Origin of the sequence: Streptosporangium pseudovulgare (assembly GCF_014648055.1) — a bacterium.
Classification (GTDB): Bacteria; Actinomycetota; Actinomycetes; order Streptosporangiales; family Streptosporangiaceae; genus Streptosporangium; species Streptosporangium pseudovulgare.
Genome location: NZ_BMQJ01000030.1, coordinates 47,305 through 72,284 on the forward strand (window position 1 = coordinate 47,305; position 24,980 = coordinate 72,284).

30 protein-coding genes and 4 pseudogenes are annotated in these 24,980 nt (G+C 68.3%); 17 read left to right on the plus strand and 17 right to left on the minus strand.

What is annotated here, in order from left to right; translation table 11 throughout:
* Nucleotides 1-244 (minus strand): annotated as a pseudogene (locus IEZ10_RS35800) (transposase); the annotation flags it as partial.
* 71 nt (nt 245-315) lie between these two features.
* On the minus strand, nt 316-552 hold the full coding sequence (locus IEZ10_RS35805) for a hypothetical protein (protein ID WP_189250953.1): 237 nt from the start codon (nt 550-552) through the stop codon (nt 316-318).
* A 164-nt stretch (nt 553-716) separates the two neighbouring features.
* Between IEZ10_RS35805 and IEZ10_RS35810 the strand changes: the two genes are divergently transcribed.
* Nucleotides 717-1,061: a hypothetical protein gene (locus IEZ10_RS35810; RefSeq protein WP_189250954.1), complete on the plus strand. Its 345-nt coding sequence runs from the start codon at nt 717-719 to the stop codon at nt 1,059-1,061.
* Between the two features lie 3 nt (nt 1,062-1,064).
* Here IEZ10_RS35810 and IEZ10_RS35815 read toward each other — a convergent pair whose 3' ends face one another.
* A complete protein-coding gene (locus IEZ10_RS35815) occupies nt 1,065-1,757 on the minus strand; it encodes a TetR/AcrR family transcriptional regulator (RefSeq protein ID WP_189250955.1) in 693 nt (230 codons plus the stop codon).
* Between the two features lie 3 nt (nt 1,758-1,760).
* On the opposite strand from IEZ10_RS35815, the gene IEZ10_RS35820 reads away from it, so the two are divergent.
* On the plus strand, nt 1,761-2,972 hold the full coding sequence (locus IEZ10_RS35820) for an FAD-dependent oxidoreductase (protein ID WP_373287453.1): 1,212 nt from the start codon (nt 1,761-1,763) through the stop codon (nt 2,970-2,972).
* A gap of 405 nt (nt 2,973-3,377) precedes the next feature.
* Nucleotides 3,378-4,231 (plus strand): annotated as a pseudogene (locus IEZ10_RS35825) (recombinase family protein).
* A 378-nt stretch (nt 4,232-4,609) separates the two neighbouring features.
* Here the strand turns inward: IEZ10_RS35825 and IEZ10_RS35830 are convergent.
* The 4 genes from IEZ10_RS35830 to IEZ10_RS35845 all read right to left on the minus strand — a co-directional run bounded on the left by IEZ10_RS35830 (nt 4,610) and on the right by IEZ10_RS35845 (nt 8,097).
* Nucleotides 4,610-5,662, minus strand: a complete 1,053-nt coding sequence (locus IEZ10_RS35830) for a CU044_5270 family protein (protein WP_189250957.1) — start codon at nt 5,660-5,662, stop codon at nt 4,610-4,612.
* Nucleotides 5,659-6,243: an RNA polymerase sigma factor gene (locus IEZ10_RS35835; RefSeq protein WP_189250958.1), complete on the minus strand. Its 585-nt coding sequence runs from the start codon at nt 6,241-6,243 to the stop codon at nt 5,659-5,661. Before IEZ10_RS35835 ends, IEZ10_RS35830 begins: the two co-directional genes overlap by 4 nt.
* 236 nt (nt 6,244-6,479) lie before the next feature.
* Nucleotides 6,480-6,662 carry a DUF4158 domain-containing protein gene (locus IEZ10_RS35840; RefSeq protein WP_189250959.1) on the minus strand — a complete coding sequence of 61 codons (183 nt, stop codon included), beginning with the start codon at nt 6,660-6,662 and terminating at the stop codon, nt 6,480-6,482.
* A gap of 238 nt (nt 6,663-6,900) precedes the next feature.
* Entirely contained in the window at nt 6,901-8,097 is a 1,197-nt protein-coding gene (locus IEZ10_RS35845) for a coiled-coil domain-containing protein (RefSeq protein WP_189250960.1), read from the minus strand.
* A 536-nt stretch (nt 8,098-8,633) separates the two neighbouring features.
* Between IEZ10_RS35845 and IEZ10_RS35850 the strand changes: the two genes are divergently transcribed.
* Both IEZ10_RS35850 and IEZ10_RS35855 read left to right on the plus strand, forming a co-directional pair.
* Nucleotides 8,634-9,023: a hypothetical protein gene (locus tag IEZ10_RS35850; RefSeq protein WP_189250961.1), complete on the plus strand. Its 390-nt coding sequence runs from the start codon at nt 8,634-8,636 to the stop codon at nt 9,021-9,023.
* A gap of 186 nt (nt 9,024-9,209) precedes the next feature.
* Nucleotides 9,210-9,608, plus strand: coding sequence for a hypothetical protein (locus tag IEZ10_RS35855; RefSeq protein ID WP_189250962.1), 399 nt, complete (start codon nt 9,210-9,212; stop codon nt 9,606-9,608).
* 169 nt (nt 9,609-9,777) lie between these two features.
* Here the strand turns inward: IEZ10_RS35855 and IEZ10_RS35860 are convergent, their stop codons facing one another.
* On the minus strand, nt 9,778-10,407 hold the full coding sequence (locus IEZ10_RS35860) for a hypothetical protein (RefSeq protein WP_189250963.1): 630 nt from the start codon (nt 10,405-10,407) through the stop codon (nt 9,778-9,780).
* Nucleotides 10,408-11,359: 952 nt separating this feature from the next.
* Between IEZ10_RS35860 and IEZ10_RS35865 the strand changes: the two genes are divergently transcribed.
* From IEZ10_RS35865 to IEZ10_RS35875, 3 genes are read left to right on the plus strand one after another with little or no spacing between them, the layout of a single operon-like run.
* Nucleotides 11,360-11,659, plus strand: a complete 300-nt coding sequence (locus tag IEZ10_RS35865) for an SHOCT domain-containing protein (protein ID WP_229811990.1) — start codon at nt 11,360-11,362, stop codon at nt 11,657-11,659.
* A gap of 15 nt (nt 11,660-11,674) precedes the next feature.
* On the plus strand, nt 11,675-11,953 hold the full coding sequence (locus IEZ10_RS35870) for a DUF2933 domain-containing protein (RefSeq protein ID WP_189250965.1): 279 nt from the start codon (nt 11,675-11,677) through the stop codon (nt 11,951-11,953).
* On the plus strand, nt 11,941-12,189 hold the full coding sequence (locus tag IEZ10_RS35875) for a hypothetical protein (protein ID WP_229811991.1): 249 nt from the start codon (nt 11,941-11,943) through the stop codon (nt 12,187-12,189). The genes IEZ10_RS35870 and IEZ10_RS35875 overlap by 13 nt, the downstream gene beginning before the upstream one ends.
* A 184-nt stretch (nt 12,190-12,373) precedes the next feature.
* Here IEZ10_RS35875 and IEZ10_RS35880 read toward each other — a convergent pair whose 3' ends face one another.
* Entirely contained in the window at nt 12,374-14,365 is a 1,992-nt protein-coding gene (locus tag IEZ10_RS35880) for a heavy metal translocating P-type ATPase (RefSeq protein WP_189250967.1), read from the minus strand.
* Between the two features lie 293 nt (nt 14,366-14,658).
* A complete protein-coding gene (locus IEZ10_RS35885; protein ID WP_229811992.1) occupies nt 14,659-15,045 on the minus strand; it encodes a four-helix bundle copper-binding protein in 387 nt (128 codons plus the stop codon).
* 116 nt (nt 15,046-15,161) lie between these two features.
* Here IEZ10_RS35885 and IEZ10_RS35890 point away from each other — a divergent pair, with 116 nt between their 5' ends.
* The 3 genes from IEZ10_RS35890 (at nt 15,162) to IEZ10_RS35900 (ending at nt 16,952) form a co-directional block, all read left to right on the plus strand.
* Nucleotides 15,162-15,302 (plus strand): hypothetical protein, encoded by a 141-nt coding sequence (locus IEZ10_RS35890; RefSeq protein ID WP_189250969.1) that lies wholly within the window; start codon nt 15,162-15,164, stop codon nt 15,300-15,302.
* Between the two features lie 445 nt (nt 15,303-15,747).
* A complete protein-coding gene (locus IEZ10_RS39580; protein WP_229811993.1) occupies nt 15,748-16,572 on the plus strand; it encodes a transposase in 825 nt (274 codons plus the stop codon).
* Nucleotides 16,573-16,811: 239 nt separating this feature from the next.
* Nucleotides 16,812-16,952 (plus strand): NUDIX hydrolase, encoded by a 141-nt coding sequence (locus IEZ10_RS35900; RefSeq protein WP_229811994.1) that lies wholly within the window; start codon nt 16,812-16,814, stop codon nt 16,950-16,952.
* Between the two features lie 188 nt (nt 16,953-17,140).
* On the opposite strand, the gene IEZ10_RS35905 is transcribed toward IEZ10_RS35900, so the two are convergent.
* The 5 genes from IEZ10_RS35905 to IEZ10_RS35920 all read right to left on the minus strand — a co-directional run bounded on the left by IEZ10_RS35905 (nt 17,141) and on the right by IEZ10_RS35920 (nt 20,413).
* The gene (locus IEZ10_RS35905; protein ID WP_189250970.1) at nt 17,141-17,701 is read right to left on the minus strand and encodes an NUDIX hydrolase; all 561 of its coding nucleotides are present in this window, start codon (nt 17,699-17,701) and stop codon (nt 17,141-17,143) included.
* Between the two features lie 287 nt (nt 17,702-17,988).
* Complete coding sequence (locus IEZ10_RS39585; protein ID WP_229811996.1) at nt 17,989-18,288, minus strand: GNAT family N-acetyltransferase; 300 nt, start codon at nt 18,286-18,288, stop codon at nt 17,989-17,991.
* The gene (locus IEZ10_RS39590; protein ID WP_229811997.1) at nt 18,289-18,462 is read right to left on the minus strand and encodes a hypothetical protein; all 174 of its coding nucleotides are present in this window, start codon (nt 18,460-18,462) and stop codon (nt 18,289-18,291) included.
* Between the two features lie 12 nt (nt 18,463-18,474).
* A complete protein-coding gene (locus IEZ10_RS35915; RefSeq protein WP_189250971.1) occupies nt 18,475-19,797 on the minus strand; it encodes a UDP-glucose dehydrogenase family protein in 1,323 nt (440 codons plus the stop codon).
* A 112-nt stretch (nt 19,798-19,909) separates the two neighbouring features.
* The gene (locus IEZ10_RS35920; protein WP_189250972.1) at nt 19,910-20,413 is read right to left on the minus strand and encodes a hypothetical protein; all 504 of its coding nucleotides are present in this window, start codon (nt 20,411-20,413) and stop codon (nt 19,910-19,912) included.
* Between the two features lie 164 nt (nt 20,414-20,577).
* Here IEZ10_RS35920 and IEZ10_RS35925 point away from each other — a divergent pair, with 164 nt between their 5' ends.
* Complete coding sequence (locus tag IEZ10_RS35925; protein WP_229811998.1) at nt 20,578-21,852, plus strand: macrolide family glycosyltransferase; 1,275 nt, start codon at nt 20,578-20,580, stop codon at nt 21,850-21,852.
* A gap of 261 nt (nt 21,853-22,113) precedes the next feature.
* Nucleotides 22,114-22,395 (plus strand): annotated as a pseudogene (locus tag IEZ10_RS35930) (transposase); the annotation flags it as partial.
* A gap of 40 nt (nt 22,396-22,435) precedes the next feature.
* Here the strand turns inward: IEZ10_RS35930 and IEZ10_RS35935 are convergent.
* Entirely contained in the window at nt 22,436-22,981 is a 546-nt protein-coding gene (locus IEZ10_RS35935) for a GrpB family protein (RefSeq protein WP_189250973.1), read from the minus strand.
* Between the two features lie 34 nt (nt 22,982-23,015).
* Here IEZ10_RS35935 and IEZ10_RS35940 point away from each other — a divergent pair.
* The 3 genes and pseudogenes from IEZ10_RS35940 to IEZ10_RS39595 all read left to right on the plus strand — a co-directional run.
* A pseudogene (locus IEZ10_RS35940) lies at nt 23,016-23,125 on the plus strand (IS5/IS1182 family transposase); the annotation flags it as partial.
* Between the two features lie 33 nt (nt 23,126-23,158).
* Entirely contained in the window at nt 23,159-23,554 is a 396-nt protein-coding gene (locus IEZ10_RS35945; RefSeq protein WP_229811999.1) for a hypothetical protein, read from the plus strand.
* 149 nt (nt 23,555-23,703) lie between these two features.
* On the plus strand, nt 23,704-23,919 hold the full coding sequence (locus tag IEZ10_RS39595) for a hypothetical protein (RefSeq protein WP_229812000.1): 216 nt from the start codon (nt 23,704-23,706) through the stop codon (nt 23,917-23,919).
* Nucleotides 23,920-24,188: 269 nt separating this feature from the next.
* Here the strand turns inward: IEZ10_RS39595 and IEZ10_RS35955 are convergent, their stop codons facing one another.
* Nucleotides 24,189-24,695, minus strand: a complete 507-nt coding sequence (locus tag IEZ10_RS35955; protein ID WP_229812003.1) for a GNAT family N-acetyltransferase — start codon at nt 24,693-24,695, stop codon at nt 24,189-24,191.
* A 165-nt stretch (nt 24,696-24,860) separates the two neighbouring features.
* Here IEZ10_RS35955 and IEZ10_RS35960 point away from each other — a divergent pair.
* On the plus strand, nt 24,861-24,980 hold a 120-nt coding region (locus IEZ10_RS35960), incomplete at its 3' end, for a transposase (RefSeq protein WP_373287454.1).

A 24,980-nucleotide genomic window follows, 5' to 3' on the forward strand; every position in this document is an offset into this window, starting at 1 on the left:
TGCGCCCCCCTTTTAGGGCTCTGATGTGGGAGGAGTCCACCGAAGCCCGGGAGAGGTCGATCGCGTCCGCCGCCCTGAGCCTGGCCAGGAGCACCTCGTGCAGGCGCTGCCAGACCCCGGCCTTGTGCCACTCGTTCAGCCGCCGCCGGCACGTCATGCCCGAGCCGTACCCCGGTTCCTGCGGCGGATGCTCCCACGCGATGCCGGTGTGCAGCACGAACAGGATGCCCTGCAGCGCCAGGCGGTCATCCAGACGCTTTCGCCTAGGAGCTATAAGCCGAGGACGGCAGCTGTGGTAGCAACCCATGATCATCGCTACCGCCAATTTCTGCACTCAGATTCCTCGGGGGCCACTTCTGCCTGCAGGGTTTGCTTCTCGGGTTCGGTGAGCCTGATCTCCGGCACATCGGTGGTCCGATCGGGGTCTCTGGTCTGGGTGGTGGCGGCGTTCCGCGTCTCTGCGGAGGCGCCGCCGGCTCCTCCGGTGAGCAGGGTCGCGGCCAGTGCGCCGGCCGCCCCCAGTGCGGCGATGATGCGTCCCAGTCGGATCACTGTGGCAGTCCCTTTCTTTGTGCGCCGTTTCTCTTTTCGGCGTCGTATGCGAAGTGTGTGATCCGCCCGCAAGGGATGTCGACCTTTTTGGGTACGGCCGAAAGGGTTGCATGTTCATGCCGAACAGGGCGTCGCGGTTCGCCACCGACGATCTGATGTGAACTGTGGTGGATCCCGGTGAGTGGCCCGGCGAGTATCTCCAGGATCAGGCCGCGTCGGCCCGGTGCCGGACTGCGTGGATCACCGATGCGCTGGTGGATCCGCTGATCGGCCTGACCTCGAAGATCAATGCCAAGGCCGACCGGCGAGTCGATGAGCGCGAATCCGAGGGTGTGCGGCCGTCGGCCATGGACATGAGCGTAGGAGTCCGCGTGCCACCGCAGATGGCACGGCCCTTCCGGCGCCGCCCGGTCGTCCGGCGTCAGAGCTTGCCTTTGAACCGGTCGAGCAGGCAGGCGCGCAGCCTGGCGGCGTCACACGGTGCCACGGATGTCACCTGGAAATCCTGAGCGTCACACCGGCGGCCGGGCGAGTTTGGCGGCCACGGCGTCGAGGACCCAGTCCAGGCCGATCGCGAAGGACGTCTCGGCATCCACGTCCGTGCCGTCGTGCACGGCCTTGGCCAGCGCCGGGAAGCGGCCCGTGGCCAGCATCCTCATCACATGCGGGCCGGAGGCGCGCTGCCAGTCGCGCTTGGACAGGCCCGTGGCGCGCTCGGCCCGCAGGTTCGCGATCTCGCGTCTGATCGCGCCGGTGAAGTAGGCGCTGACGGTCTCCACGGCGCGCATGACGGTGTCGAGGTCGGCGAGGCCGTCGAGGGCGGCCAGCGTGGCCTCGGTCACGGCGAGGGCGTTCGGGCCCAGGGCCGGACGGCCGCCGAGCAGGTCGGCCAGCCATTCGTGACGGAGGGTGGCCTGTCTGGTGCGGTGGGCGAGGACGCGCAGCGCCTCCCTCCAGTCGCCGGGCCGCTCCTCGGGGAGGATCTCGGCGTGGGCCTCGTCCACCATGAGGTCGAACAGCTCCTCTTTGGTGGAGATGTATCCGTACAGCCGCATCGGGCCGACGTCCAGCCGGGCGGCGACCTTGCGCAACGACACCGTCTCCAGCCCGCCCTCGTCGGCCAGCGCGATGGCGGCGGCGACGATTCGCTCCCGGTCGAGCGGCACGGGGCGAGCCGGCGGCTCCGGCCGATCCCACACAGTCATACGGTGCATCGTACTGTTGCGATACACCGTAACAACGAAATACAGTGTATCGATATGAGACACCGTATCGCCGTAATCGGAGGCGGTCCCGCCGGCCTCACCTTCGCCCGCGTCCTGCATCGCCACGGTCACCCCGTCACCGTTCTCGAACGCGATCCCGCTCCCGACGCCCGTCCCCCGGGCGGCACGCTGGACCTGCACGAAGGGATGGGCCAGCTCGCGCTGGGCAAGGCGGGGCTGCTGGCGGAGTTCCAGGCGCTGTCCCGTCCCGAGGGGCAGGCCATGCGCATCCTGGACGTGGATGGGACCGTTCTCCGTGACTGGCAACCGCGTCCGGATGACCGGGCCAATCCCGAGATCGACCGCGGACAACTCCGTGACCTGCTGCTCGGCCCCCTGGACGTTCAGTGGGGGCGGGGCGTGACGGAGGTGGAGCCGGGAACCCGGGACGGCGTGCTGGTCCGTTTCGCGGACGGGCGACAGGAGACGTTCGACCTCGTGGTCGGCGCGGACGGCGCCTGGTCCCGGGTCCGCCCGGCGGTCTCCTCCGCGACGCCGCACTACACCGGCGTCACCTTGGTCGAGACCTCCCTGGACGACGTCGACACCCGCCACCCCGACCTCGTCCGGCTGATCGGCGACGGTTCCATGGCCGTGTACGGCGTGAACCGCGCCCTCGTCGCCCAGCGCAACAGCGGCGGCCACGTCAAGGTGTACGCCCAATTCCGCGCGCCGCTGGACTGGCACACGGACCTGGACCGGCATATGGGCCTGAACCGGCGAGCGGGCCTGGACCTGGCCGACGTCGAGGCCGTGCGATCAAGCCTGCTGGCCCTGTTCGACGGCTGGGCCGCTCCCGTCCTCGACCTCCTCCGCCACGGCACCGCTTTCGTTCACCGCCCCCTCTACGTCCTGCCCGTGTCCCACACCTGGACCCACGTCCCCGGGGTGACGCTGCTCGGCGACGCCGCCCACCTGATGCCCCCGTTGGGGGTGGGCGCGAACCTCGCGATGCTGGAAGGCGCCGAACTCGCCGAGTCCGTCGCCGTCTCCCCCGGCCCTACCGATCTGGACGAGGCCGTCCGCGCCTTCGAGGAACAGATGTGGGCACGGGCCGGCAGGTGGGCGAAGATCACGGCGGCCGGTCTGGAACGCCTCGTGAGCCCGGACCCCACCGAAGCCCTCGCCCTCTTCGACGAAATTCAGTCGTCCTGACGCCAGGCGCGAGAGCACCAGCGGCTCGCCACGGTTTCACGGGACAGCACGGCACCGCCGCGGTTCCTTCCGGCAGATCCACCGCCAGCTGAGCCTCTCTACGTATCCGAAGACACCCTTGGGGGACAGATCTTCTCTCCGGTTGGGTGGTCGGCAGAGAGGCGGCGGGACGACGCGGCCCCCCACTAGGGTCGGCGTCATCAGGGGCAAGGTAACTCTTTGTGACCATCGTGACGCTGCGTGATTATCAGAAATACTCAGCTCTGCGAGAGATGATCTTTGCTCATTGCGTGTCCGTTTTGTCCTCGAACTTCGTTCTCAGGATCTCTCGCAAAACATCCTTCGCAGAATGCCGCTCGCGGTAGGTTCTGCGACATGACCTAGCTCGCCGACCCAGCCGCCGCTATCGAACGGTTCGACTGTCCCACCTGTGCAGTACCGGCCGGCAGCGCCTGCCGTACCCGGGGCGGCAAGGTCGCCCCGAAATACCACACCCCGCGCTTCATGCTGGTGCCCCGGCTGCGGGCCGATCTGGAGGTTAAGACACCCGCCGATCGAGGTCCGGGGCGGATGCGGGAGATGGGCCCGGCGATCGAGGCTGCGGGCGCGGCGGCGGACGCGAAGCCGACGCGGGTGGGCTATGCGCGGTGCTCGACCGTTCAGCAGAAGTTGCAGAGCCAGCTAGATGCTCCAAAGACCGCGACGTGTGACCCGGTCTTCTCGGAGAAGATCAGCACCCGGATCAAGGTGCGGCCGCAGTTCGCCAAGGCGATGGAGTACGCACGCACCATCAAGCAGGCCGTCCCGCATCAGCGGGTGATCTTCACGGTGCATGAGATGAAGCGCCTGGGCGCGGTGCCACGGAGCTGCTCACCATCGCCGAGGGGTTGCGCCAGGCCGACATCCAGCTCGAGCTGCTGACCGGGCCGCTGCAAGGCCTCTACGATCCCAGCGGGCACGGGGCGGCGCTGTTCGCCTTCTTCGCCGGCATGGCCGAGTCTGGGCGGGAATACATTCGGGAGAAGCCGCTGGAGGGCCAGGCCTCGGCGCGTGAGCGCGGCCGCCACGGCGGGGGTCCGAAGGTGCTCGATGACGACATGATCGCTTATGCGCGGACGCTGCGCACCCGTGGCGTGGCCGTGCCTGATATCGCTGGCAGGCTGGCCATCCCTACGGGCAAGAACAAAGGCAGGCATCCGTCCGTCGCCGGCGTCCACCGGATTCTCGCCGACGGTGATGCGGTTCAGGCTGCGGACTGACCGTCGTTCCTGCGTCTCAACCCGGAAACGGCACCTCGTGTCAGTGCGTCGGCGTCGATGCGGGAGTTGTCTTTCGGTGACTCTAAGTGGTCATCCATGTAAGGCAAGCAAGGTTGTACGTACCTGCCGGTATTCAGAGGTCGGCATGCGGGTCCATGCCCCTGATGTCGTAGTGTGATCGAGTGAATCTGTAGCGTTATGCCTTGCGGGTGGGCATGGACACTGCCTCGGTACCACCGGCCTGGGCGGGCGATGGCCATGGGTTCACGGGAACCGGGTGTCCGTGTGCGGCCTGGCCTCGCCGCCTCCCCGGAATGCGCTTGGGGAAGCGGCGCGAGCTGTCGAAGGGGTTGAGCGTAAGACCGCGGCGTTTGCTGCTTAGCAGGTCACCGCTTCGGGAGCATCGACCGGGATCTTCGGCATGGAGTTGACGATCTTGGTTTCCAGTACTGCGCTAGCGTAGCGGAGTACCTCCGTGCCACCGCGCGGCGGCTCGGACAGGAGTCGCGAGCCGAGGAAGCGGTAGGTGCCGGGTTCGAAGATCAATTCGGCGCGCTGCCATCCGTCTGGGCCCTGATATCTGATCGAGGCGCCGACGCCCTGTCGCCCGGCCAGGTCGGTGAGGTCGGTGCGCATGGTGGCGGTGGGCATCTTGGACAGCGCACCGAGCACCGCCGCACGCAGGCCGGGACCGGGGAAGGGGTTTCCGGCCAGGGTGATGAGACGGCTCACCACCGTGTGCTCGACGAGCCGCTCGATCCGGTCCTTGCCGGGTGGTGCCGCGCCGGGCTCGGGCCGTTCGTTCTTGACCGAGGCAGCGGCGTCCGCGCGAACCCGGGCGAGCAATTGGTCCGGGTCTGCGGGCAGGTTGCCTTCACTGGTCGGTGAGAGCACGTTCACGGTGCACGGCCCGGCGCGCTGGAACTCGACTGTGCCCGGGGTCTCCAAACTGGTCGGGACCTGGCCGGTGTGCGTGCGCAGCTTGCCGTAGGTGAGGCGGGTCAGCGCACCGTCGGGGTTGGCGGCGGGAATCCAGTACTCGCGGTTGCTCTCCCGGGTGACCTCAGAACGGCTGTCGCGACCCGATACGATCATCCAGCTCTGGTCCGTGCGGTTGACGTAGAGAATCTGCCCCGGCCGTGGCGCCTGTTGCCGGCCGGCGGCCGCAGCCGCCTCCTGGAGCAGTTCCGCCGCGTTGGCCGGGGCCGCACCACCGTCGGCACCAGTCAGGAAAGCGACTGCGGCGACGGCTGCCGCCAGGCCGACCGCGGCCGTCCTGAGCAGGAGGCGGTGCTTAGCCGAACCGGTACGAGGCGTTCGTTCCGCCACCGCCTCAGCTGCGAGCAAATCCTTCGCCTTGGCGGTGGCCGTGGCGGAGGGGCCGGGCAGCGTGTCATGGAACGTCTTGATCTCCTGCAGATCATCGGTCATGACGACTCCTCGATGGTGATGGACGTGCGGAGTTTCCTGCGGGCCCGGTTGAGCCGCGAGCCGACGGTGCCGCGCGGGACGCCGAGCGCCTCGGCGATCTCCTCATAGGTGAGCTGAGCGCAGGCCACCAGCAGCAGCACGGTCCGGTCACCGGGCGAGAGCGCAGCCAGACCGGCGGCCAGGCGCGGCTGCATGATGGCAGCCGCCACCCGCTGGACCACACGCTCGTCGTGGCTCACGACGTGGGTGACCTCGGCACTCCTAGCCAGGGCGCGGTACCTGCGGGCCTCGGCGCGCCGGTGACCGTCCACCAGATCGGAGGCGATGCCGTACAGCCAGGCCCGGGCATCGGGGCGGGACAAGTCGTAGCGCGCACGGCCGCGAAAGGCCCGCAGGAACGTCTCCGCGGCGATGTCGTCCGCCGCCGATTCTCCGAGACGGAGGTGCACGTAGCGGTGGATGGCCTCGTGGTGCCGGTCGAACAGCGCACCGAACCGCTCAGGACGGCGTAGTGACACCTCGATGAGCTGTGCGTCGGTCTCAGCGGTTGGCGGAGCCGACTGCGGAGGGGGAGCTGGCATGCCTGCCCTTCGGAGAAGAACCATGGACACGCCTACTTCGCCGTTCCCCCGATTCGTATTCACACCCAGCAGATCATTCCTGCACCTGATCTTCTGCACTCGGCTTCCGCCGGCCCAAGGACGGACGCGACGGCCCGTGACCAGATGCCGCACCGCCCTGCATGGCCGACTTCCACAGGGACAGGACGGGAGCGCCTGGCTCCTCGCACTATGCGGCGAGAGCCGGTCAACGTGCCTTACATGCCAGCCGGGCGAGGCGCGTCCTCCCGGCGAGGGAACCGCACCTCCAGCTCGAAGAACTTGAGCATCAGTCCGAAGCCCAAGCGCGTGGCCCCGGACTTGTTCGCCAACAGGGCGGGCTCCTCCTCATCCAGTGTCCAGCACTCGATCAGGTCTTCCAGCTCCCACTCACGTCTCACGTCCGTACCTTTCTCCCGATCTCCACCGAAGGCCGGAAGAAGGATGCTTTGTAACTGAGTCACTACCGATTGGTATGTTCGAGCCATGATCATCACGTAGTGAACCCGGGATGGGACTTAAAGTTACTTTTCCCCTATGTTGGAGCTGGTCGCCCCCTCGCAATCTACCCGAACAGCGATCACGCAGAGTTACTTTGCCCCTGGTGACGGCGACCCGAGTGGGGGCCGACGCTGCGGTTTATCCGCTTTCGCCGGGCCGGTCGGTGGCGGAGTCGGCGCGGGCGCGGAGGCGGAGCACCTCGGCCTCCAGGGCGGTGCGCTGGGCCTGGAGGTCGGCGCACCGCTCGCGCAGGTCGCCGATGCGGTCCTGATCGGCTTCGCGCTGAGCGTGGACGCGGGCCAGCTCGGCCGCGCCGGCCTTGTCCTGCCGGTGGGCCTGGTCCAGTTCGGCGCGCAGCCGGCGTAGCTGCTCGTCGTAGTCGGCGCGCAGCAGACGCAGCTGCTCGTCGTACTCGGCCCGCAGCGTGCTGAGCTCGGCGCGTACCGTCTCGGTTGCGGCGTGGGCCCGGGCGCGCTCGTCCTGGGCGGTGGCGAGCTGGGTGGCCGTGGTGTCGGCGTGGACGCGCATCTCGGCGAGCCGGTCGCCCAGCGCCGCGGTGCGGGCCCGCTCGGCGGCCAGGTCCCGCTCACGCTCGGCCAGGTCGGCCTGCAGCGCCGCGATGGCGGCGCGGGCATCGGCCGCCTCGGTGCGCAACCCGCGCAGCTGGTTGGCCTGGTCGGCGAGTACGGCCTCGGCGCGGGCGGTGGCCGCCGTGGCGGTGCCGAGCGCGGTGGCGAGCCGCTCCACCTCGGCCCGGCTCTCCCGCGTGATCCGTTCGAGGTCGGCGCGAGCGGCACCCTCACGCTCCTCGGCCTGCCGCCGTTCCTGTTCGGCGGCGCGCATGGCGCGCTCGGCGGCGATGCGGGCCCGGTCGGCGGCCGCGGCCCGCTCCCGGGCGTCGGCGGCGTCGGCGCGTTCGGCCTCGGCCTCGGCCTCGGCGGTGGCGATGCGCGCCAGGGCGCCGGTCTCGGCCGTCTCGACGCTGCCGGCGAAGCGGCCGACGACATCGGTGAGGGCCTCCAGCACCGGGCGGGCCTGCTCCAGGGCGGTGCCGGCCTCGGTCACCGCGGTGGTCACCTCGGCCAGTTGCTTTTTCTTCCGCGCGCGGGAGGCGGCGTTCTTGCACGCGTCGCTGCAGTAGACGCGGGCCCGCTTGCCGGTCGACGGCGGCAGTGGCCGTTCGTCCCAGGCGCAGACGCCATGCGGGGCGGCCTCCTGGGTGGGCCGGGACAGGGCATGCGGTCCGGCGGCGGCCAGCAGGCCGGTGTCCGGGGTGGTGCCGGGAGGCTCGGGGGTGGCGGGTGGCGGCGTGTCGGCCGGGATATGTTCGGTCACACGAGCACGATATCAAAACGCATCCTCAATATGCGATTTGTTAAGGCATCATGACGATACGTTTTACCATGATCGCTGTGACACGCCGACAATCGACATTATCGATATGTAGACAGTCTACTCGAATCTAGGTTCGGATAGACTGGGCACGGTGAGGGCGGGGCTTGAGCAACAACGGACCGGCCGGCGGTGGTAGGGGATTGAAGGCCACCGGGCTGCCGTCACTGGCCGGCCGGTGACCGTTTCGCCTGCCCGTTCAGTGCCCGGCACGGCCCGGCCCCGGACCCGAGGGATATCCAGCCGGGCCGCCTTGAAGACGTGGGCGGGGCAGCCCGGAGGACCGCAGTCAGAGGCAGCGGGATGATCAACCGCCAACTTCTGATCTTGAGGTTCAGGAACGGGCACCCAGCCGTTAAGAACGGCGTCATGATCACACCATGGACGCGAGGCGCTAGCAGCCGACCACGGTGCGCATCGAGATGCTCTTGGCCTAGGACCAAGCACCACGACCCTTCTCTTTAGCGAGGAGAACGAATATGCGCGCGAAGCTCACCATCGCGTTGGCCTCCGTCCTGACGGCCGGCACCCTCGCCGGCGCCACCGCCGCCCACGCCCGGCCCGCGGCCGATGCCCCGCTCCCGCTCACCGCCCCCTACGCCCAGGCCGCCGCCGTGGTGGCCGCCGACGGCTCCGTTCCCCGCAGCAAGGGCGTCACCTCGATAGTCCGCACCGGCCCTGGCCGCTACACCATCACCCTTCCGTCGGATATCAACGCCGAGGAATCCGTCCCACAGGTGACGCTGAACCAGTCGGCCGACTGGAAGAGCGAGATCTACGCCAAGGTCGTCAACGCCTCCACCATCACGGTGCTCACCGCAGCCAATGGCGCCGCCAAGGACGAGCCGTTCTACTTCCTGCTGCCCTGACCGCCCGCTCCCCACGGGTGCGGGACGGAACGCGCCGCAGCATCTTGGCTGGATCTGAGATGCGGGCAGAGAACCGCTTCTTCACTCCGTGGGTGCCGTCCACAGCGGACTGATCGTTGAGTAACGGATTGATTCCGGTCGGTCACTGTGAAGGGGCGGGCCGGCCCTTCCTGAGGAGATGTTCACATGCGTAAAACCACTGCGGTCATGCTGGCCTCGGCTCTCGCCGCCAGCGCCGCGATCGGCGCGTCCGTCGCCTACGCCGCCGCCATCGGTGGTGCCCAGGCCCCCTATGCGCGGGCCGCAGCCCTGGTCAAGCCCGACGGCACCGTCGTGCGCTCCAAGGGCATCACCGGGGTGCGCAAGACGGGAACCGGTCACTACTGTGTCGCCGTGGACCCCGCCATCGACATCACCAAATCGACCCCGGTCGCCACGCTGAACACCTACTCACCTGGCTCGTGGGAGGCGCGCGTGTTCGTCAACCCCGAACAGCCCAACGGTTGGTGCCAGGCGCAGGAGATCTTCGTCTACGGCAACAGCAGCGGAGCAGCAGACATCGGCTTCGACCTCATCGTGCCCTGATAACGACACCGGATCCGAGACCTCGCCCTCAAGCGGAGTCTCGGATCCGGTCGGCGGGAGCGCGCTGCGGGCCGTTCCAGGCCGGGCGGAGTGCGCAACCTGTCTCTTGTGGCTCCGCCGATGCTCCCTTGGGCTGTACTTGGTCTGCCCCCTGCCGTGTCGTTGCGGCCTACAGGCCACCCACCTTGGCGGGGTAGGTCTCCAGGGTGGCCTGGGTCGTCCCGTCGGCGTTGAGGAAGTCGAGCGGCTCGCGCAGCCGGTACTGATCCCCGCGGGGCGGGTACTGGGTGAGCTCGGCTTCGTAGACGAGCGGCCTCCTGGCGGTCAGCACGATCGGTGCCTGGTCGGGGCGGGTGATCGTGAGCTTGACCGGGATCACGTCCACCTGCCTGTACCTCGGGGGGAAGGACTGGATCAGCGTCAGCGTGCTGGCGGCGTCGCGATCCTCGCCGTCCAGCTCGATGACCGCCGTCCCTCCGTCGGGAAGGTCTGCGGCGACCCTGAACCCCAGCGTCTGCATCCGGACCGAGCGAACCGGGTCGTCCTGGTTCGGCTCGACACGCTGCATCTTGCCGCCCCGGAAGTCGACGGTCAGCTGTTCGGTGCCGATCCGCAGCGAGCTGCCTACGGCCAGCATCGTGCAGGGGATCTTCGCGCCGACCGGCGGAAGTCCGCTGGCGGCGCGTTGGGCGGCGGCATGCGGCGGTGCCGCCGCGGCCGTGCCGGCGGTGGCGGGGAAGGCGGCGAAGGCGAGCAGGGTGGTGCAGGCGGCCAGCGTCCGGCGCAACCTCACAGACATGGGCGTTGCTCCTGATCCTTGGGGAGGGCGGTCACGGGGAGTGACACCAATCGTCACGGACTGTAGTTGTACGGATGCGTAATGTCCATGGGTCTGATCGTGTCAGCTCACGAACAAGGGAGCGCCCATGATCATTGCCACCCGCCCCAGCTGATCCCGCACCCGGAGCGCCACGGCGGAAAGGAAGCGGCTTCCGCGCGGCGTTCTGCCGCTACCGGCCGTCCCGTTCCTCCTATGGGCCTTCCCGGCGCCGGGAACCCGGCCCCTCACCGGAACAGCTCGGGGGGCGAGCAGCAATGGAACGGCGAGTGACGGTAAGCCGCGCCCGACGGCCTCGCTAACGCCACTGACCGTTCCGTTGCTGCTCGCCCCCCAGGGCCACCGCCTTCGAGGTCGGCGCGGTGTCACCTCCTGCGGTCCTGCTGCACCTGGGACCACGGGCCCCATGGCGCTTCAATCTCCCCTTCCGCGGTCACGCCACAGCGGACGAAGCGCTCGGCCTCCTGCTGGTCCCCCGCCTCTTGGGGTCCCGGTAGTAATCGCGGAAAATCCAACGGATATGCCCCTGGCCTGCTCTGATCAAGAGCGTCGCAGGGCTGATGCGTCAGCTGGCGAGCACTGCGCACCGAGCCGAGAGCACCGCCGGACCTTGTCCGGATGCGCTACGTCGACGCTGACCAGCGATATTCATTGGATCTTCCGCGATTACTACTGGAACCCCTGCACGGCCGGATCGACGCATCCGCCTACCAGAGGCGGATGAGTGGAACCTATCGCCGGCCTGCGACTACCCAAAGCGCTGAGAACAGGAGCCGAACAGCGCCGCAGCCGGGACTTTCGGCCCCTGCGTGCATGGCCGGACGGTGAGAGCGTGACGGTGACACCAAAAAGGGGTGGCAGCACGGTCAGAGCCGTGTCCGTCGCGTCGTCGATGCGGGGTGAAGGAACGATGATGCCCTGGTATGGCCACAACCTGAGTGGATGGGGCTGGTTCGCGATGTCCGTCGGCATGATCGTGTTCTGGGGTGTGATCATCGTCGTTATCGTTGCGGTCGTCCGTGCCCTGGGCCGCTCCCAGAACTACCCGCGCCCACCTGCCGGCCCCTCCCCCGAGCAGGTGCTCGCCGAACGGTTCGCCCGCGGCGAGATCGACGAGGAGGACTACCGGCGGCGCCTGGACACGTTGCGCACCTCCTCCACCGCACCGGACACCGATGCCGGGCCGCGCACCACGACGCTGCCACCCTCCTGAGCAGGAGGCCCGCCAATGAACATCGTCAAGAACACCACGAGGGCCTACGGCCTGTACGCGCTGGTGTTCGTCGCCGCCTGGGTCGGCGCGTTGGCACTTGGCATGCCCGGCCACATCCTCATCCTGCTGGCCATCGTCGCCGCCTGCCCGCTGGTGATGTTGTTGATGATGGGGAGCATGCGCGGTGACCGCGGTGACGGACGGACCGGCCTGATCAGCGCCGGTTCGGGCAATAGGCGGCCGGGCCCGCACGGGAGCACGTCATGGGTGCCGTGGCCGTCGTGGCGACGCTGATCTGCGTACTGATCGCGATCGCGATGGTGTACGACCTGGCGCGCATGATCACGCCTCGTGAGGCGCGCTGCCCGCCGCTGGCGCGGCTGCGGGGGCGGCGGGCAGCTTTGGAGGCCGCCGAGCGGTGGTGTGTCGGCCTGCGGCTGCACGGCCGGATCGACGCATCCGCTTACCAGAGGCGGATGAGCGGCCTGGCGCGCGGGCGGCGCACAACGACGTGCCCAAAAGCACGGTGATTGCGAAAGCCGCATTGGCTGTGCCGATGACCACGGTGACCGAGATCACGATGGCCGCCGCGCTGTCGCTCCCGGCCTGTTTCACCGCGGCGCACCGGCCACCGGGCTGACGCCGTACCACGACCGGGATGCCGCCTGGATCGCTGCCGAGGAGCGAGGGTGCCGCGCGTGAGCACGCCGGCGCTCACCCTTCGGCCGGGGAGGTGCGTGGCAGGCGCAGCCGTTTGAGGGCCAGGGCGTTGACGGCGACGATGACGCTGGAGCCGGACATCGACAAAGCGGCGATCTCCGGGCGCAGCACCAGGCCGAAGGCGGGGGCGAACACGCCTGCGGCGATGGGCAGCGCGATGGTGTTGTAGCCGATCGCCCAGCCGAGGTTCTGCCGCATCTTGCGCAGGGTGGCGCGGCCGATGCGCAGCGCGGCGGCCACGTCCAGCGGGTCGGAACGCATGAGCACCACGTCGGCGGTCTCGATCGCCACATCCGTGCCGGCGCCGATGGCGATGCCCAGGTCGGATCGGGCGAGCGCGGGGGCGTCGTTGACGCCGTCGCCGACCATGGCGACCTTGCGGCCACCGGCCTGCAGCTCGGCGATCTTGGCCGCCTTGTCGCCGGGCAGGACCTCGGCGATCATGGTGTCGATGCCCAGCCGCCGGGCGATCCGCTGCGCGGTGGCGGCGTTGTCGCCGGTGAGCATGACCACCTCAACGCCGAGCTCGTGCAGGGCGGCCACCGCCGCCGCCGAAGTCTCCCGCGGAGCGTCGGCGATGCCGATGACCCCGGCCGCCACGCCGTCGATCGCGACCATGACCGCGGTACGGCCACCGGCGGCCACCTCGTCCCGGCGGGCGCCCAGCTCGCCGAGGCCGACACCCTCACGTTCCAGCAGGCGCCGGTTGCCGACCGCCACCCGGTGCCCGGCCACGTCGGCGACGGCACCGTGCCCGGGGACGTTCTCGAACCGCCCGGCCCTCACCCGCCCCAGGCCGCGGGCGTCGGCGTGGGCGGCGATCGCCTGGGCCAGCGGGTGCTCCGACTCCCGCTCGACGGCGGCCGCCAGCCGCAGAAGCTCGTCATCGCCGGTCCCGCCGCCTGTGATGACGTCGGTGACCTCCGGCTCTCCTTTGGTCAGGGTGCCGGTCTTGTCCATGACCACGACCTGAACGCGGGCCGAGGTCTCCAGCGCGATCGCGTTCTTGAAGAACACGCCCCGCTTGGCGCCGAGCCCGGTGCCCACCATGATCGCCGTGGGGGTGGCCAGGCCGAGCGCGTCGGGGCAGGTGATGACCACCACGGTGATGGCGAACAGGATCGCCACACCGAATGGCGCGCTGGCGAAGAAGAACCAGGCGGCGAAGGTGAGCGCGCCACCGACCAGTGCGACGAGCACCATCATGTCCAGCGTGCCCGCGCGCAGCGCGCGCACCGCCCCGGTGAAGAAGATCCAGCACGAGTAGAGGATCACCGGCAGGCTGAGCAGCAGCGCCCACACATCCGGCCGCAACCCGAACGGCACCGGCAGGTCCAGGTCCAGCACCTCGGTACCGATCGGCGACCAGGCCACGATCGGGATCGAGAACACCAGCGCCACCAGGAACCGGTCGCGCATGTCGGCCACCATCGCGGCCATCGACATCCCGCCGTGCCCCGCCATGTCGTGCGGGGCAGCCGCGGTCGGCCTCTCACCGTGATCGACGCGACCGCCGTCATGTCCCACGTGGCTGGTCGAAGTCGCATGACCGGCAGCCGCCTGACCGGTGTCCCCGGCATAGGCGTCCTCCATGGGCTTCGAGGGCCCGCCGTCGCCGAAGCCGGGCCGCTTCGGCAGCACGGCGGCCCTCGGGGACACCGCCGGACTTCCCGTGCGGCCGGACGCCGGAGGGTCGGGCTCGACCATCGGGTCGCAGAGGTGGGAAGGCACCGACTGGCCGGCGCAGTGGTAACCGCACTCGATCACCCAGGTGCGCAACTCGGCCAGCGAGGTGTGGGTCGGGTCGAACACCACGGTCGCCGTCTGGGCGACCGGGTTGACCTCCACCTGCAGCACCCCGGGACGGCGGCCGAGCACCGCTGTCACGACGTTCTGTTCCGAGGCCCACTGCAGCCCGCTAACATCCAGGATCGCGGTGCCGCGTTCCTTGCCGGCGCTGTGGTGGAGGTGAGCGTGATCTGTCATGGGCCGGCCTCCTTCGCGGTAAGGGGCGCAACCGACGCTGTCTTACTCCTCCCCTTCATCGTAGATTCGCCGGTTTCCAAAGCCCTTCGCTCTGCAAGCCGACGGCCGGCTCTGCGGGGCGGGACCTGTCGGCCGGCCGTTGGATGGGAGGGGCGGCGGTTTCCGGTACGGGCCGCGGATCAGGCCGCCGGCCGTGTTCCGTCATCGACGCAGCAGGCGCAAGGGGATGAAGTGCCGCAAACCGCCCACCGCCAGGATCAGTGTGAGGACGAATATGAGCCGCACGGTCCCCGTCACGTGATCGCCTCGAGCAGGCGCTGACAGGCTTGTGCGCAGCCACGGCACGCCTCGGCGCAGATCCGGCAGTGCTCGTGCATGTCGGCGTGGTGCTCGCACTCCTGTTTGCAGCTGGTGCACGCCTGAATGCAGGCCTGGAGCTGGGCGCGGGTGATGTTGGCGTCGTATCCGGTGTGGCGCGACAGCACCCGCGCGGTGGTGGCGCAGATGTCGGCGCAGTCCAGGTCGGTGCGGATGCACTTGCGCAGCTGGTCGACCTGCTGTTCGCTCAGGCACGCATCGGCGCAGGCGGTGCACGCCTGCGCGCAGTCGATGAGTGCGGTGACCGCCTCGGCGATCAGGCCGCGGTCAAGGTTGATGTCGGCGGGATAGGTATCGATCATTTCGCGTATGGGCATGGTGCAGTCCCTTTCTCGTGGCTGTTGGGCCTATGCCTGCCCTCGCGGGAAGAGCGGTAATGTCGAGGCCAACTGAGACTTCGGGCAAATTCTGAAAAGCCATGTGTGATCCGGCAAAAGTCTGCGAGGCGCTGGCCGACCACCTGGAGGCCGAACGGCCCGGCGACGCTGCCGCCCGCGCCGACCCTGCGGCGCTGTTCCTGCCGGCCGCCTCCATCACCGCTCGCCGCGCCGCCCGATGAGCCGACCGTCTCCGTCATCGAATATCCGAACCGGCCTTGCCGTCACCAGGGGTTCCAGTAGTAATCGCGGAAGATCCAATGAATATCGCTGGTCAGCGTCGACGTAGCGCATCCGGACAAGGTCCGGCGGTGCTCTCGGCTCGGTGCGCAGTGCTCGCCAGCTGACGCATCAGCCCTGCGACGCTCTTGATCAGAGCAGGCCAGGGGCATATCCGTTGGATTTTCCGCGATTACTACCGGGACCCCCTCTTCCCGCATCCGGGCCAGCCAGCTCAGCGCGCCGAGGTTCCCGGCGTCCCGCTTCCGCGCGCTATGCCGGGGCAGACTCCGTTCCGGTGGAAGCAGGACGTCCTCACCGCTGTCATCGCTGCCCGCGAGAAGTAGCCGCCCAGGCGGGCCGACACCCCCGGCCTGCCTGCTCACCGCCACCCGAAAGGATATGAGCGTGTCTCAGCATGCCCTCCGGCGCGCCGCCGGCGACCCCGACCCGCTGCTGCTCAGCCTGCTGCAGCGCCGCATCACCTGCGGCCGGACCCCGGCGCAGGTCGCCGACGCCATGGGTGTCAACGTCCAAAGCGTCTACGAACTGGAGCGCAAGATCCGCGCCGGCCGCGGTGTCCTGCTCGGCACCGCCTGCAGCTACGCCGCCGCGGTCGGAGCCCTGCTCATCGACTCGACGACCCCGACTTCGTCCCGCCGTCCCGGCCCGAACCCGAGCAGTCGTTCTGCACCCACTGCCACGGCCTCGTCGTCCCGGGCAGCGGCCGCAACGGGCTGTGCGGCGGCTGCCGGATGCGCCTGCGAAAGACCGGCGGCCTTCCGCAGGTATCACCGAGCGCCTGACCGGCGGCCCGGTGCCGGCACGGCCGCGCCGCCCCGCGCCACCAGCCGGCCGCCCAGACCACGGTGGAGGCATGAGCCGACGAACAATCATGGTGGCGGCCATCGTCGCGCTCGTGTCGACCAGCTGAAGACCGGCGGCCACGAGATCCGGGATGAGGACATCGCCCGCCTCTCACCGCGCAAGCACCGCAACCTGAACCTGATCGGCCGCTACAGCTTCACCGCCTCAACCCCGGCCGCCGGCGCCCTCGGCATCAAGCCCGCCTACGGCCTTCCGCCCGCGGCGCGATCCGCCGAGCTCACCCGCACGTACGTGACGGCCTTCCTCGACCAGCACCTGAAGTCGCAGCGGCAGCCCCTCCTGAACAAGCTGTCATCGCGCTACCCCGAGGTCAAGTTCTGCCCCGCGACCTGCGGTCAATCCTGAGGCCCCACGCGCTGCCCGAAGCCGTCGGGGAATGCCGAAGCGGCTCGCCAGGCATTCAGAAGATGTGAGAAGAGGGCGACACCGCGCCGCCCGCCCCGAAGGAACTCCTCGGGCAGGGGTGTCCGAGGCCCCACCGACAGATACCCCGGAGCGGTGCAACGCGACCACGGCCAGGCCGTCTTCTGTAACGAGGACCACATCTGGCCTCTGACCAGCCCTATCAGCCCTTTCCCGCGTACTTGGTCTGCCCCCTCTACCGATTCGAGATCCAGCACCGCCACATCTTCCACCTGGAGCTCACCGAGCCCACCCCGGAGCGATGGGCCGGCCGGGAACTCCACGATGGCGAACGGGAGCCCACCGACTTCGAATGCTTCTAGATCCCGCTCGAAGCCGCCCATGTCCTCCAGTCGGGCCAGGGTGCGCTACTCGGGGCGCTCTTCGACTGACCACGGGCGACCGTCGTGGTCCGCGCGTCCGGCACGGAGCCCGGCACGCGCCTCCGCCTAACCGATCCTCCCACCACCGGACACCTCACAGCCGCACTCAGCGGCAGGTGAGCGGGTGGTCAAACGGCCGGCTTCAGGTATCCGGCGGCGGTCAGTCCCGCGAAGGCGATGTCGGCGTCGGTCAGCTGCCCGCCGAGCACATGCCGGACGAACTCGCCGACCGGAATCAGCACCGTCTCGACGAACTCGCCATCACCCGGGTCCGGCTCAGCGACTCTCCGGCATCCGCGGGCCAGGACCGCGTAGCGGCGATGCGAAGCATACGACGCCAGAAAGGTCTGCATGACCACCTCGAGCGTCGCCGCCTCATAGCCGGTCTCCTCCAGCAGCTCCCGGGCCGCCGCGACCTCGACCGGCTCATCGCCGTCAGCGTTTCCGCCCGGCAACTCCATCAGGACCTTCCCCGGCCCCGGCCGGTACTGACGGGCCAGCACCACCTGCTCGTCCTCGGTCACCGCGACGACCGCGACGGTCGCACCTCCCACCAGGATGTCCCATGTGTCCTCGCGGCCATCCGGGTAGCGGTACCGGTGACCACGGACCGTCAAGAACCCCGCCGGCCCGTCCAGCTCCCCCAGCCGCGTCCACTCACCGACCCTGACCTCACCCACAAGCCCCACCCTAGAGATCAACAAGCCCTCAGCGGTAACGCATCGTCAACGACGACGGATGAGACGACGCCCCCCGCGCGCCTGCGATGACAGCGCCCCCCAGGAGGACGGGGCGCTCTCGTATGCGCGTGGCCGCTACTGCTGGTCGGCTGGCAGGCCCGGCCACGGCTCGCCGGCCTGCGGGCCGGTCGTCTGCAGGGCGTCGGGATCCATGAGCCCATGATGAGTGCTCACCGGGGTGTTCCGCAGGTGGATGCGGTCACCCGCAGGTCGAGAACCCCGGACCCGAGTGGAAGTCAACTCGGCGTGTTGCTTCTGGGCTGCCAGACGTAGCGGACGTCCGGCTCTTGCTCGTCGTTGCGCTGCCCGTCTGTTCGCTCGACGGCGATGAAGCCGTGCCGTCCGAAGAAGCGGTGCGCCGCTGTGTTGATCTGGAACGTGCGCAGTGTCAGCCCGCCGGGCCGCTGCTGCTTGGCCAGGGCCATGAACTGGTCGCCCAGCCCCTTCCCTCGCCACGCGGGGTCGAGGAAGAGCTGCTTCATCTCCTCGCCGTGGAGCACCATGACCCCCATGACGCCGTTTTCGGTGACCGCCACTCAGGTTTCGTACTTCGGCACGAGCACGTCGGAGAACCATGTGCGTACCTCGTCGCCGTCGTGGGCGCACTGCACGGTGGGGAGCGCGGCTTTGTAGGAGCGCAGCCACACCTCAGCTGCGCCGAGCGCGTCGGCGTCGGTGACACGGCGCAGAACGACGGTGTCACTGGTCACGGGGTGCTCCATCTACTTCCCGGGGCGTCCAAGCTGATGGACGGTCCAGCCCGCCACCCGCCAGGGGCCAGGGTCCAGGGTGGTGCGGCAGTCGACCAGCAGAGGATTGGCGGGGCGGTCCACCAGAGCTTGGGGGTCCGCCTGCCGGTACTCGGGCCATTCGGTGGCCAGGACGACGAGGTCTGCGCCGTCGATGGAGCCAGTCAGGTCGTCGGTGTAGTCGAGTTCGGGGTTGCGGATCATGGCGGTGGCCACGGCCTGCGGGTCGTGCACGGTGACGGTGCCGCCGGCCCGCTGGAGGGAGAGGGCGAGAGCGAGGGCCGGGGATTCCCGCACGTCGTTGGTGCCGGGCTTGAACGCCGCGCCCCACACGGTGACCCGGGCTCCCCTGATCGGCCGATCCTCCAGGGCGCTGGTGATGAGGCTCATGGCCACGTCGATACGGGTCTCGTTGATCTGCTCGGCGGCGCGCAGAAGGTTGGCGGCCTGTTTGGCGCCGAGCTGCCGGGCGGATGCGGTGAAGGCGCGGATGTCCTTGGGCAGGCAGCCGCCGCCGTAGCCGATGCCGGGCCTCATGCCGCTGGCGCCGATCCGCGGGTCGATGCCGAGGATCTCCACGATTTTGGAGATGTCACCGCCCGCGGCCTGGCACATGTCGGCCACGGCGTTGATGTAGGAGATCTTCAGGCCGAGGTAGCTGTTGGCCGCGCCCTTGGCCAGCTCGGCGGTCTGCGGGTCGGTGATGAAGATCGGCACGCCGGCGTCGATGATGCCCGCGTAGACCGCGCGGATCGCCTTCTCACCTTCGGCGCTGGTGACGCCGGCGATGAGCCGGTCCGGCCGCAGGGTGTCTTCGACCGCGTGCCCCTCGCGCAGGAACTCCGGGTTCCATACGACCTCGACCGCGTCACCGGCGGGGGCCAGGCGCTGTGCGAGCTCGGTGACCTGGACGGTGGTCCCGACCGTGACGGTGGACTTCCCGACGATCGTGCACGGCCGGTGCAGATGGGGCGCGAGCTGGCGGATCGCGCCGAAGACCTGCCCGGTGTCATAAGAGCGGCCGTCGGCGTCGATGGGGGTTCCAACGCCGATGAAGTGCAGTTCGGCGACGGCGGCGGCTTCGCGGATGTCGGTGGTGAACCGCAGCCGGCCGCTCGCGGTGTGGCGTGCCAGCAGCTCCGGCAGGCCGTCTTCGAAGATGGGGCACTCGCCGGCGTTGAGCCGGTCGACCTTGGCCTGATCGACGTCCACGCCGATGACCTGGTGGCCGAGCTGGGCCATCGCCGCCGCGTGGAGGATGCCGAGGTGACCGCAGCCGATCACGGAAACGAGCATTGCGGGTCCTTGTCTGTCCTCGTCGGGGCACACCGTCATTCGGTGCGCCCCGACGCTATCTGTCTTGCCGGTGGATGCGCGGCCGATCAGGCGTTCGCCGCGCGGCGAGCGGTCAGTACTCGACCTTCAGGAGTTCGGCCAGGCGCCGCAGCGCCGGGATGGCCTCGGAGCGCACGATGACGTCGCCGGCCCGCGCGCCCTCGATGAGGTACTCCTTGTGGACGCCGTTTTCGGTGATGCCCTCGGTGTCGACGAAGAACACCCGCAGGCCGAGCTCGCGGGCGCGCTGCTGCACGGAGCGCCGGTCGGCGTGCAGGCCGACCACCAGCAGCGACCGCGCCTCGGGCGGGTACTCCATGTGCGGCGTCCGCTGGTCGTACCTGCGCATGAACGCCTCCGGCAGGCTGGCCCGCGCGAAGAGACGGTCGAAATTGTGGGTCGCGACGGGGCCGACCGCGTGGCCGGCGTCGTGCAGCGCCTTCAAGACCCAATGGGCCTCGTACAGGATGTGGGTGTCAGTCTCCCGCACCGCCGTGAGCTCGATCCCGTGCTGGGCGGCGGCCTCGTGCACGCGATCCCAGCCCGGCGCCTGGCGCCGTCGCATCTGCGCGGTCACCAGCTGAGTCTCATGCCACTGATCAAGGGGCACGATCACTGGGTGCGCCTGCTGCCGAGACCAGATCCAGTCGGCGATGGGGTTCATCCGGCTGCAGTTCGTTCTGGCCGCACATCGGTTAAAAACCTGAAAACTTCTCCGAACTAATACTCCGGTGTGACTTCGTGATCTATCTGGTCGAGATTGAGGAGCGGTCGCCGCCGGCGGCTGCGGCGAGCCGCGAATCTCGATGGCGCTGCGGCGTCGGTGCTGTCAAGGTGTCCCCCGTGCTGAGGAAGTTACTCTTCATGACCCTGGTCGGGCATGGACACATCAATCCGATGTTGCCGTTGGTCGAGGAACTCGTACGGCGTGGGCACCAGGTGGACTACGCCACCGGGGCAGACCACGCCGCCGCGGTCACCGGTGCCGGCGCACGCTGGGTGGAACTACCGCCGCTGAAGCCGTTCACACCACCACCAAAGATCGGCCCAGAGGCCGTAGCCGGCTGGTTGCGCCACTACTTCGCGGCAATGAGTGCGACCTACCCGGTGCTGCAGAAGTACTGCGCCTCGGAGCCGGTAGACGCAGTCTGTTACGACACGACGAACTGGCCTGCCCGGATCATCACCAAAAGGCTGGGCATTCCGGCCGTGCAGTGCTTCCCTCACCTCGCCTCGAACGAGGCGTACTCACTGGACCGGCAGTTGACCTCAGGGCTTGACGCCGACGATCCAGCCATGGCCTTGCTCGCCGCCGACTGTGCGGCCTTCTCCACCGAGTACGGCGTCCCCCTCGCTGTCGCCGACACCATGACGATGGCGGACGGGCTCAACCTCGTGTTCGTCCCACGAGAGTTTCAGCCGGCCGCTGACAGCTTCGACGAACGTTTTCACTTCATCGGCCCCTCGATGGGCAGGCGCGAGCAGGCCGAGCAGTGGTCACCGCCCGACCCCGACGCACCACTGCTGTATGTCTCACTGGGCACCGTCTTCAACGGTCACCCGGAGTTCTACCGCTCCTGCATAGCCGCCGTCGCCGACGGGCCGTGGCAGTTGGCGATGGCCGTGGGCGACACGGACGCCGCCGTACTGGGCGCCGTCCCGAGCGGGGTGGACGTCCGGTCGCGGTTCCCGCAACTGGCGGTACTTCGCCATGCCACCGCCTTCGTATCGCATGCCGGCATGAACTCCGTTATGGAGGCGCTGCATTACGGGGTTGGCCTCGTCGCCGTCCCGCAGACACCCGAGCAGGCTGCCAACGCCGGGCGCCTGGAGGAACTCAGGCTCGGCGAACGCCTGGACGCCGACATGGTGAGCGCCGAAGCACTGCGGGCGGCAATCGACAGGGTTGCCTCAGACCCGGCGGTACGCGTCAATCTTGCAGGAATGCGCCAAGCCATCCTGCAAAGTGGTGGAGCCACACGCGGCGCCGACGTGATCGAGCAGTATCTCCGTTAGCGTTCCGGCGTGACTCTGCGCTTTTGCAAGGCGCTGGGATTCCTCGCCCCGAACGACCCCGAGGTGGTGGTCGAGCTTGGAAAGAATGCCGGTCTGCTCGACTTTGCCCAGCTGAGGCTTGATGGTCATCATGTGGTTCGGCCGGAAATGTGGCTGAATGCCGGAATATCGAGATGGACTACGGAAGGCTCGGTCATCTCGTCGAGCTGCGATATCTTTTCGACGGCACCGGCCAGACTGATCTCGAGTCCTTCGACCTCCAAGGGCTACGACTACCGCCACCTGCGGCAATGGCTCTCCGGCCGAGGCATCCGTCACCGCATCGCCCGTAAAGGCATCGAGAGTTCCCATCGACTCGGACGACACCGATGGACCATCGAGCGAACCATGTCCTGGCTCGCCGGCTGCCGACGACTCCACCGACGCTACGAACGCAAGGCCGAGCACTTCCTCGCCTTCACCAGCATCGCCTGCACCCTGATCTGCTACCGCAGACTCAACTCACCAAATGAGGTGACTCCTGCCGTAAGGGTTGTCTCGTGACTCCGACGGCCTTGGCTTAGACTGTGATCGGAAAGCTTGGTCAGGCGTCACTGGGACCGGGAGCCCAGCCGGCGTGCTGGGCCCAGGCGTCAGCGCGCCGGATGATGTCCCATACGAAGGCATCTTTTGCTTGGACGTAGGCGGGACGGTCGTTGCGGAACTTGGCTGCGCAGTGCTTCTTGGCTGCCGCGTACTCGTTCGCGGCAGCCGTGTGGCACCGGAGGTAGTCGCGAAACAGTAGTGGGAACTGCTGTGAGAAGCTGCCCATTTGCCGCACGTGCACGTGGGTCCGGTGCTGACCTGGAGGTTCCCGGAAGTATCGTTTGGTCCGTTCGGGATTGTCCGCCCGGTACACGAGCCCCATCTCTGTCAGCGGGCGCAGGAATGCATCCGTCGCTTCCAGCGATGCCACTGAGATCTGGATGTCAATCACCGGCTTGGCCGCCAGTCCTGGCACCGAGGTGGACCCGATGTGGTCGATACGAGCCACAGCATCACCGAGGGCGATACGTAGGCACGTGCCCCACTTGGCGAACATGGCTGGCCACGCAGGGTCGTAAGGCATGATCTCGACTGGCTCTCCCATGCTGAGAAGTGTTGCAGGGCTTGCCGCAACCGTGATGTGCGGCTGCCGCCGCCTGCACCGCCGCTACGAGCGCAAGGCCGAGCACTTCCCGGCCTTCGCCGGGACGCAGCCGCTCTCATCTGCTATCGCAGGCTGGTGGCCTGACGGGCAGCGCCCGGAAATGGGACGATCCACAGCGTGATCGGATGGATGCGCCACACCCCGCGCTGGGCGGTCATTTCGGTCTGCGTAATCGCGGCCGTGCTGCTCTTCGTCGGCGCTTCCGCGCATGTAGCCGACCTTCTCAGCCACGGTCTGCACCCCTACGCCTGGGCACCGAGCTGGCTCAACCTCTACTGGTCGTCGCTGGCGCTCTTTGACACGCTCGCCGCTGCGTTCCTGATCAGGGGCGAACGCCGAGGAACCGACCTCGCGTGCGCCATCATGGCGACCGACCTCGCCGCCAACTGGTACACGGTCTACGGCATCCAGCACAGCAGCTTCGCCGCCCAGCCTGGCCTTCAACGACTGACCGTCTTCGCCGCACTCGTCCTGGGAACGGCACCATTTATCCGACGACACCTCACCAAATGAGATGACGTCTAAGACCACCGTCAGCCGCCCTCCACCAACCGGAACAGATGGCGTAAATACTCTCAGCAATCACCTGATTACGTATTGAGAATGGTGCATTCTCATCCGTACCCGATGGTGCACATTCCCTTGTACGCGGACACCACGCCTTGGCGGAGAGCCGCGGCGGGTGGTCCAAGGAGATCCGCCCACATGGGGTCCGCCACCTGTTCGCCGCATACGACCTGAGCAAGAACCAGCTCTACGGCCACATCAAGAAGACCAAGACTCGCTCCAAGTTCCTGGAGTTCTGCCGCTACCTGCGCTCCCTCCACTCCGCCGACAAACGCATCTCGATCATCTGCGACAACTACTCCCCCACCTGACCACCAAATGCTGCCGCCGCGTCGCCGACTGGGCCGAGGCAAACAACGTCGAGATCGCCTACACCCCGACCAACAGTTCCTGGCTCAACCGGATCGAGGCGCAGTTCACCGCCCTGCGCTACTTCGCCCTCGACGGCACCGACCACCCCACCCACAATGCTCAGGGCAGCATGATCCGCCGCTACATCATCTGGCGAAACAAGCACGCCCGGGACGAGCGCCTGCGCAGGGTCATCATCAAAGCGAACGTTGCGTGAGCCTGTCTCCGGTCAGGATGCGGGCCGGGACAGCGCATAGCCGAGCATCGGCCACACCTCGCCCTTCGCCTCCTGCGTCTTGTCGCGCTGTGGGTCACGACGAAACCCTGTGCGCGATGCCACCTGCTGCGAGGCGACGTTGTCGCGATGAGCACGAAGCCACAGCTCGCGCAAGCCTACGTTCTGGAAGGTCCAGGCGCTGAACAAGGCCACGGCCCGGGTCGCCGTCCCGCGTCCACGCGCCTCGGCGGCCACCCAGTAGGAGATCTCCCCGGTCTGACCGTCATGCCGCAGCGCAATGCTGCCCAGCCGCTGCCCGGTGACCGAGTCGCAGATGAGGAAGCCCTCCTCCTCGCCGGACTCTCGCAACCGGACGATCGCTGCCAGCACCTGCGCCGCGTCCAGTGCCGGCGAGTCCGTCGTGAACCGCTGGATCAGCGGGTCGCGCGCTCTCGGCATACCAGCCGGCATCCTCATCGGCCCACTCGCGAAGCCGAACCACTCCGTCATCCAGTTCATGATCACCCATAGCCGAACCTTGCCAGACCAACTCCCTCTGCGTCCGGCGAAGCAGGGCGAACGTTGCCTGATGCGGCACTAGGAGCTGTTTGAGGTTCGGATCCAGGTGAGGCCCGGTGGCAGGCCGGCCACGGCTGGTAGAACTCGGATGTGGCGCGCTTTGATGTGACGGATGCCGAGTGGGCGTTGATCGAGCCGTGTCTGCCGGTGGCGGCGACCGGGCCGCTGCCACGGCGGGTGCGTGATCAGTTCAACGGGATCTTGTGGCGCTTCCGCACCGGATCC